Annotated in this window: 5 protein-coding genes and 1 pseudogene; 2 read left to right on the plus strand and 4 right to left on the minus strand. The window is 67.8% G+C overall.

Annotated features, from left to right (window positions below):
- Positions 1–990, minus strand: a complete 990-nt coding sequence (gene galE / locus H536_RS0117430; protein WP_024351687.1) for a UDP-glucose 4-epimerase GalE — start codon at positions 988–990, stop codon at positions 1–3.
- Between the two features lie 234 nt (positions 991–1,224).
- Here galE and H536_RS23390 point away from each other — a divergent pair, with 234 nt between their 5' ends.
- Positions 1,225–2,136 (plus strand): extensin-like domain-containing protein, encoded by a 912-nt coding sequence (locus tag H536_RS23390; protein WP_081651969.1) that lies wholly within the window; start codon positions 1,225–1,227, stop codon positions 2,134–2,136.
- 58 nt (positions 2,137–2,194) lie between these two features.
- Here the strand turns inward: H536_RS23390 and H536_RS0117440 are convergent, their stop codons facing one another.
- On the minus strand, positions 2,195–3,094 hold the full coding sequence (locus tag H536_RS0117440) for a LysR substrate-binding domain-containing protein (protein ID WP_029703537.1): 900 nt from the start codon (positions 3,092–3,094) through the stop codon (positions 2,195–2,197).
- 114 nt (positions 3,095–3,208) lie between these two features.
- Here H536_RS0117440 and H536_RS0117445 point away from each other — a divergent pair, with 114 nt between their 5' ends.
- The gene (locus H536_RS0117445; RefSeq protein WP_024351690.1) at positions 3,209–3,427 is read left to right on the plus strand and encodes a hypothetical protein; all 219 of its coding nucleotides are present in this window, start codon (positions 3,209–3,211) and stop codon (positions 3,425–3,427) included.
- Between the two features lie 73 nt (positions 3,428–3,500).
- Here the strand turns inward: H536_RS0117445 and H536_RS0117450 are convergent, their stop codons facing one another.
- Positions 3,501–5,438, minus strand: a complete 1,938-nt coding sequence (locus H536_RS0117450; RefSeq protein WP_024351691.1) for a M23 family metallopeptidase — start codon at positions 5,436–5,438, stop codon at positions 3,501–3,503.
- A gap of 727 nt (positions 5,439–6,165) precedes the next feature.
- Positions 6,166–6,536, minus strand: a pseudogene (locus tag H536_RS23840) (peroxidase-related enzyme); the annotation flags it as partial.
- Positions 6,537–7,335 lie beyond the last annotated feature (799 nt).

Here is a 7,335-nt window from a genome sequence, read left to right on the forward strand (position 1 = left end):
CTATCGATGATTGCGAAAGCGCAGCCGGTCCTCCCAGCGCAGGGCATGCGCGACGATGGTGGGCAGATCGTCGTATTTCGGTATCCAGCCCAGCGTCTCGCGGGCGGTGCTGCCGTCGGCGACGATCATCGCCGGATCGCCGGCCCGGCGCCCGGCGGAGCGGATATCGAAATCTCGGCCATGCACCCCGCGCACGGTCTCCAGCACCTCGCGGACCGAAAAGCCGCGGCCATAGCCGACATTGCTGACCAGGCTCTCGCCGCCCCGGCGCAGATAGGCGATGGCATCGAGATGGGCGGCCGCAAGGTCGGTGACGTGGATGTAGTCGCGCACCGCCGTACCGTCCGGCGTCGGGTAGTCGCTGCCGAAGATGCTGACGTGATCGCGCAGGCCGAAAGCGGTCTCGCAGGCGACCTTCACCAGATGCGTCGACGAATGGGTGGATTCCCCGGCGCGGCCCTCGGGATCGGCGCCGGCGACGTTGAAATAGCGCAGGGCAGCGTAGCGCATCGGATGGGCACGGGCGACGTCCTCCAGCATCATCTCGGTCATCAGCTTGGACCGCCCATAGGGCGAAACGGGCCGCAGTTCGGCGGTCTCGCGCACTGGCTCGCTGCCCGGCATGCCGTAGACGGCGGCGCTGGAGGAGAACACGAAATGCGGGACGCCGTGGCGGACGGCGGTCGCGATGAGGATATGCGAGGCGACCGTGTTGTTGGCGTAGTAGCGCAGCGGATCGGCCACCGATTCCTCGACGAGAAGCGAGCCGGCGAGATGCAGCACCGTCTGCGGCCTGTGCTTCGCAAACACCGCCTCGAGGAAGGCGGCATCGCCGATGTCGCCCTTCGCGAATGTCACGCCTTCGGGGATGGCCCAGTCGAAGCCGGTGCTCAGATCGTCCACGACCACGACCTCTTCGCCGCGGGCAAGGAGCCCGAGGGTCATGTGGCTGCCGATATAGCCGGCGCCGCCGGTCACGAGAACGCTCATCCTGTTCCTCTCGCCGCCTCGGCCCGATAGGGCCCGGCCTTTGCGGCGCACAGTGTCGCGAACCCGCTCTGCGGCGCAAGAGGCGCTATGCGTGGCGAGCCGTGGAGGGCCGCGCGGGATCGACGCGCTTCCCTAACGGATACTGGCGAGTGTGGGCGGCGCCACTAGCTGCGACCGTCAGGCCGGCAGGGGTGCAGCGGCATCGCGCTGGCGATAAATCGAAGGCGACGCTTTATGCCGAGGACCGGGCACTTCCAGAGCCGTCTCCTGCCGTTGCCACGGCGTTGGGTGGCCGCGCCGGCTCTGATCGCAATACTGCTGACGGGCGTTGCCCCGGCGACCGCGCAAGGTTCGGACGGCGCGGAGGCCAGCGCGGCGCTCGAGGCGGCCGACGATCCAGCCAACGCGCCACTGTCCGGCGACGAAGCGGCCGAACGGCCGTTGACTGCGATTCCGTTGCCGGAGCGGCGTCCCGCCGGTCGCAAAGCCGCATCGCCCGCGGCAGACACACCCGCCGATCAGAGCGACCGGGCGACGCCGACGGAACTGCGCGACCGGGACCCGGCCATCACCCCGGAAGCCGCCGTCGCGGCGGCCGCCGCCATCGCCGACGCCAGGATCTGCGAAGACGAACTCACCCGGCGCGGCGTCACCTTCACGGTGGGCGACAGCATCAGCGAAGGCGATTGCGGTGTCCTGCGTCCGGTCGATCTCGATCGGCTGTCCTCCGGCGTGACGATCGCCCAGCCGACGCAGCTTCTTTGCCGCTCGGCGCTGGCGCTGGACATCTGGGTGGCGAGCAGCGTCGTGCCCGCGGCAAAGACGCAGTTTCCCGGCGATGCGGTCACGGCGTTTCGCCACGCCTCCACCTATGTCTGCCGCAGCCGCTCGTCCGGCAGCCGCATTTCCGAACATGCCCGCGGCAGCGCCGTGGACGTCGCCGATTTCGGCTTTGCCAGCGGGCGCCGGCTGGGCGTCGAAAAGCAGGCGGAGGGCTCGCCCGAGCAGGCGTTCCAGCGCCAGATTCGCGTGGGCGCCTGCGGGCCGTTCAAGACGGTGCTGGGACCGGGCACCGACGCCGACCACGCGACGCATTTCCACCTCGACATCGCCGCCCGTCGCAACGGGGCGACCTATTGCAAGTGAGGCCGCGCGGGCCGTGCCGCGGGTTGGAGTTGAAAGCTCTTCGGCAGCCGGAACGCGGTCAGGCGAAGGCCAGCGTCGGGGTCGGCTGCAGGTCGGCGAAACTCGCCACGACATGCTCCGCCAGCGCGTCGGCGACGGCGCTGCAGCCGCGCCGCTTCATCAGCGCCACCTCGTATTGCCGCAGGGGCGGCAAGCCTTCCGCCGCGCCGAGCTTCTGCAGCGGCGCCGTGACATGGCTTTCCGGCAGGGGGGCGATGGCGAGGTCGGCCAGCACCGCGGCGATCTGGCCCTGGGAATGGCCGCTGGAATAGGCGATGCGATAGCGCACATTGGCGGCATCGAGCGCATCGAGTGCGATGGCCCGCCAGGCACAGCCGCGGCTGGCAAGCGCCAGCGGCAGCGGCTCGCGGGCGATGGCGCCGCCATGCTTCAGCCCGGCCCAGACGAGATTTTCCGTGTGCACGATGGTGACCTTGCGCTGGCCGTATTCGCCGCAGGCCAGCACCGCCAGATCGAGCTCGCCGGCATCACAGAGGCGGCGCAGATCGTCGCTCGAGCGCAGCTTCACGTCGACCTCGACCTGCGGGTGGGTCGAGGCGAAACGCTTGAGGATCTGCGGCACGGCGATATAGCCGATGTCGTCGGGGGCGCCGAAGACGACGCGCCCCTCGATGCCCTGCGTCAGGAAGCGCGACACGGTCTCTTCGTTGAGGTCCATCAGGCGGCGGGCGTAGCCCAGGAACGCCTCGCCATCGCTGGTCAGTCGCACGGTGCGGCCCTCGCGCACGAACAATTCGCGGCGCAATATCTCTTCCAGCTTCTTCATCTGCAGGCTGACCGCGGAGGGCGTGCGGGCGACGCGGTCGGCGGCGCGCGAGAAACTGCCCGTGTCGCAGATGGCGACGAAGGTGCGCGCGAGATCGGTTTCGATCAGGGGAAGCTGGCTGTGCCGGGACATGCGCGGGACCGATGAGTGCAACTCACCGATCAGTTTAGATCTTATCGCTGGAATTGCCAGCGCGACTATCGCACATCCCATGGATTGATGATGATCCGCCGAAGGGGTGGCGACATGTTCGGACTGAAGATCGCAAAACGCTCGCAGCGTGCTGGCCAGGCCATGAAATCGGCAGAACGGCTGGACCGGTCGATGTCCCTGCTCGACGCCCATATCCGCGCCGATGTCGGCGATATGGGCCGCCCGAACGAGATCGTCCCGCTGTCCGAAAGCCTGCGCTGGCGGATGGTCGAGGAAAGCCGGTTCGTCCGCTCCCTCAACGCCTTCGAATAATCCGGTACCTCGCCGTCGTCCGGCCTCGGTCGGCGGCCTGTCCGCGGCACGACACTGATCGCGCGAACGCTGCCTAGCGGGCCGCCAGCAATGGCGTTTCCACCCGCTCGCGCAGCAATTCGTCGATCCGGTCGCGCTCGCGCTGGAAGGTCGCGAGTTCCTCGCCCTCCAGCACCCGGCCCGACGGCAGCTTGATGCGCATCGGGTCGACCTTCTGGCCGTTCACCGCGAGCTCGTAATGCAGGTGGTTGCCGGTCGACAGGCCGGTCGAGCCGACATAGCCGATCACCTGTCCCTGGCGCACCCGCGAGCCGACCTTGACGCCCTTGGCGATGCCGCTCTGGTGCGAATAGGAGGTCTCGTAACCATTGGCGTGGCGCACGATGGTCTGCCGCCCGTAGCCACTGACCCAGCCGGCCTTCTTCACCACGCCGTCGCCGGACGCCAGGATCGGCGTGCCGCCCGGGGCGGCCCAGTCGACGCCCCAATGCGGGCGGACATAGCCGAGCACGGGATGCTTGCGACCGGTCGAGAAGGCCGAGCTGAAGCGGCCCCTGGGGACGGGCTTGCGCAACAGGAACTGCTTGGCGCTGCGCCCGTCGGCGTCGAAATAGTCGGCGCTTTCGGCGTCTTTCGGCCGGAAGCGGTAGAAGCGCCGGGAGGTCTCGCCGAAGCGGACGTCGACGAACAGCATCTCGGATTCGTCGGTCGCCTCCTCCTTGCCTTCCTCCATGGAGTAGAAGACGGCGATGCGGTCGGTCGGGCTGAGGCGCGACTGCAGATCGACCTCGGTGGCCAGCATCTGGACGAGCTGCTGGCAAAGGCGGTCGTTGAGGCCATAGGCGAGGGCGGCCTGGTAGAGCCCGTCATAGACGGTCGGCATCTTGGCGCGCAGCGGCGCCTCGCTTTCGCTGCTGTCGAAAGCGGCCGCGACGGAGCCGCCCATTTCAGGCGCCTGCGCCGGCTCGAACGGGCCGTCCTCGGTTTCGGCGACGGTGCCCAGATGGCGGGTGCCGCGATAGGCGGAGAGCCGGACCACCGTCGCGGCCTCGCCGATCGTCTCGACGCCGACGCGCAGGGCGTCGCCGGGCTTCAGCGCATCGGCTTCCAGCCGCGCCGCGAGGGCCTCGACCGCCTTGCCGCTCTTGCTCTCGTCATAGCCATTGGCATCGAGCACGGCGGCGATCTTCGCGGCCTCGCGCAGCGGGATGACCTCTTCGTGGAATTCCGGCCGGTCGCTGCCGGTGTCGGACGGCGCGAGGGAGACGTTCTCCTCGATCACGCGGAAGGCCGAGCCCGGCTCGTATTCGGCGGCGTCGCTGGTCAGGTTGAAGCGCAGCGGATCGACAGTGTTGAGCGAGGCGACCTGCACCGGCGCATAGGCGAGCGACGGCGAGACCTGCCGCACCAGGCGCTCGGCCTCGCTGGTACCGATGTCGTCGACGCGCTCGTAGCTGTCGGAGTCGAAGTCGAAAGGCTCGACCTTCAGCCGGACCTCGGCCTCCACGCGCGCGCCGTAGAGCTGCGCGGCCTGGCCTTCGTCGCCGGATTCCGGTTCGTCGGCGTCGGGGTCGGCGAAGATGTTGAGCGGGTCGAAGGCCGGGTAGTCGATGCTGGTCTGGTGGCGGGCGCCGAGCAGCATGTTGACATAGCCGAAGGGCAGGGTGCGGATGACCTCGCGGTCGCCCTCGCGGGTCATGGTCGACAATTCGACGACCTGCCGGCTGCGGGCGACGGGAAGGGCCGTGGCGACAACGCGCTCGCCCTTCTCGTTCAGATCCTCGCTGGGAGCGAAGGCAGCCGCGAGACCGGCGGGCCGGGCGGCGCCGCGATGGCCGTCGAGGGCGGCCGACAGGGCGATGCCCATCAGCGCCGTCGAGGTCAGGCCGGTGAGAAGCGTGCCGGCCAGCCAGCGCGCCGAGACCTGACGACGGTCAGGCTTGCGCCTTCGGTCGCTGATCAGCGGCGGCTCGTCCCCGAATGCCGGCGTGTGTTGCGGCAAGCGCACCATCCCTCTCGTCGTCGCCTCTGGATATCCCCGCTTCCGCCTTCGGCGCACAAGGTGGCGAAATATCGACCATATCGCCCCGGCGAGCTGCCATGGGTGACACGATCCATAGGGCATACAGGGCCCGCCGGCCTGTCTCAAGTCACCGGCTGTCCTTCGATCGATCTTCCATCCTCACGCGTACGCGCGCGAGTCCATATACCGGAGACCGCGCGATACCGGAGAAGGCGCACGAAGGTCGCGGTGTGGCGCGGCCGGGCTGTCGTCGATTGGATGCACGTCGGCGGGATGGCAGAACGCCGGTTCGCGAGGCACGGCGGCACCTAGCGGGCGCGTGATGCTGGGGGTAATCGGCGGCGAAGGCCGAATGATGTCGGGGTTTCGCGCACGGGCGGTTCGCTACCCTGCCTTCTGCAACGGGAAAGATATCGGCGCGGTCGAGGCATGGGGCCTCGGGTCAAGCCCGAGGATGACGCGCGGTGGGGTAGGAGCGTTTCCCCGGAGCACGAAGCCACGCCTGCGTTTCGACCGATCACGCTCGGCGCGCCGATAGATGGGGAACCGCATCACCCAACACAGGTGTCATCCTCGGGCTCGGCCCGAGGACCCATGCCAAACCGCCGCCGCTGCACAGTCGGTCGCGGCACGAGCCATCGTTTCCGCAGCCCAGCCCGCCACCGCGTGAGCCTTGCCACCCCGCGCCATCGCGGCTCGCGCAACGCCCCCGGAGCTACCGCGCCATGGCGTGACAGTCGTCGTTGGGGCGCATGTCGGTGGCCGAGGCGACGCGGTCGCTCATGGCGAAGAAGGCGGCGACCGACGCAATGTCGAAGACGCCCCGGTTCGTATAGCCCGTGTCGCGCAGCGCCTGCCGGTCCGCCTCGACGATGGTGTCCGGGCGCTCGGTCAGCTGCACCACGAAATCCAGCATCGCGGCGCGCGGGTCATCGAGCCCGGCGGCGCGCCAGTTCTGGGCGATCGCCTCGCCGGAGCCGGGTCGCCGGAGAGCTGGCGCACGGCAGCACCATGGGCGGTCAGGCAGTAATGGCAGTGATCGATCGAGGAGACGACGACGGCGATGATCTCGCGGTCGAGCTTCGCTCCGGCGCAACGCAGGCGAGGATATTAGGAGGCGAAAGGCCGTGAAGGATGAGCGTTGAATGGGGGAGTGTCAGGGCCTCCCCAATCCGCTCGTCCGGCATTCTGGGAGGCGCATTCCAGAGCGACGCAGTCCGGATTCCATTCGAACCTCTGCAATGACGCACCCATCAGCACGCCAAACCCGGTCGTCGAACTTTCATCGAAGCTCACGGGGCGCCCATATACTGCGGGGAACGTTGTTCACCCCTTTTGGCCAGGGACTCGATCCGACGGCCAGCGCCCGATTTGCAGGATCGCCCACCGTCGGCATCGGCTATGCAAGATTTCCGTCTTCACAAATCTCCAGTCCGAACAGCAGTTTACCTCAGTCGTCTCGGAGCCCGCGGCCGATCCGATCCAACTTTGCGAAGTTTTTGCGACTGAGGTCGTTGACAGGTCCGGATGGGGTGGCCTATATCGCGTTCATCGACGACGGCGGTGGCGCCGGGGCGGGCCGGACGGTCCGCTGAGAACTGGTTCGGGGCAAATTGTTCTGACCGGTTCGGTTTTGCGCCGCCATCGTCATCATCTATCGAGAGCCGCTTTGCAGCGACCCTCCTCAGGGTATGACCGGACTTGTCCGGATGTCCCACCGCCGATCTGATCGGCGTGCTCTTTGAAAACTGAAGATTGAGAAGAAAGAGAAGCGTGGGCGGCGGATTGTTTGCCTGGAGCTTCGTGTCGGTTTCCTTTCCGATTGCGAGGCATCCATGAGAGAACGATCGATCGTTATCACGTTTCGGTATGAGAGTGTACGGCT

The organism is Aurantimonas coralicida DSM 14790 (assembly GCF_000421645.1).
Lineage (GTDB): Bacteria > Pseudomonadota > Alphaproteobacteria > Rhizobiales > Rhizobiaceae > Aurantimonas > Aurantimonas coralicida.

Coding starts and splice junctions, on each gene's coding strand:
- galE (WP_024351687.1), bottom strand. CDS start 990: ATGAGCGTTCTCGTGACCGGCGGCGCCGGCTATATCGGCAGCCACATG.
- H536_RS0117450 (WP_024351691.1), bottom strand. CDS start 5,438: ATGGTGCGCTTGCCGCAACACACGCCGGCATTCGGGGACGAGCCGCCG.
- H536_RS0117445 (WP_024351690.1), top strand. CDS start 3,209: ATGTTCGGACTGAAGATCGCAAAACGCTCGCAGCGTGCTGGCCAGGCC.
- H536_RS23390 (WP_081651969.1), top strand. CDS start 1,225: ATGCCGAGGACCGGGCACTTCCAGAGCCGTCTCCTGCCGTTGCCACGG.
- H536_RS0117440 (WP_029703537.1), bottom strand. CDS start 3,094: ATGTCCCGGCACAGCCAGCTTCCCCTGATCGAAACCGATCTCGCGCGC.